Genomic DNA, 479 nt, shown 5'->3' on the forward strand with positions numbered 1-479 from the left:
GGCGGCCATAGCGACAGGGAAACGCCCGGTCCCATTCCGAACCCGGAAGCTAAGCCTGTCTGCGCCGATGGTACTGCACTCGACAGGGTGTGGGAGAGTAGGACACCGCCGAACACCCGTTACCGAAGACCCCCACCGATTCCGGTGGGGGTCTTCGGCTTTTCTGGGAATGCACCACGTCACCGGTAGTCGGGATTGGGGAAGTCGAAGCGGCATCCCGCATCCCAGGCGGAGCGCTGGTTCCCATGCGCTGGAATGCCGCCGGCGTCCTTGAGCAGCCGCGCCAGGTGCAGCAGGTTCCACGTCATGAAAGTGGTGTTGCGGTTGGTGAAGTCGTTCTCCGGCCCGCCCGCCCGAGTTGGCTCATTTCGTTAGTGCGTGAGTCAGGACCCCGAAATCCGGTCGAGCAGGGCCTGCAGGTCGGCATCGACCTGCGGCGGGAAGGTGTGCCGGGTGCCGTTGATCGCGATGGTCGCCGA

Annotated in this window: 1 rRNA gene and 1 pseudogene; one reads left to right on the plus strand and one right to left on the minus strand. The window is 64.7% G+C overall.

Annotated features, from left to right (window positions below):
- Positions 1 to 114 (plus strand): 5S ribosomal RNA (rrf, locus tag M1M07_RS32420); the annotation flags it as partial.
- 65 nt (positions 115 to 179) lie between these two features.
- On the opposite strand, the pseudogene M1M07_RS32425 reads toward rrf, so the two are convergent.
- Positions 180 to 350 (minus strand): annotated as a pseudogene (locus M1M07_RS32425) (flavodoxin family protein); the annotation flags it as partial.
- Positions 351 to 479 lie beyond the last annotated feature (129 nt).

The sequence above is a fragment of the Rhodococcus sp. HM1 genome, assembly GCF_023218075.1.
In the GTDB taxonomy this organism is placed as follows: domain Bacteria; phylum Actinomycetota; class Actinomycetes; order Mycobacteriales; family Mycobacteriaceae; genus Rhodococcus.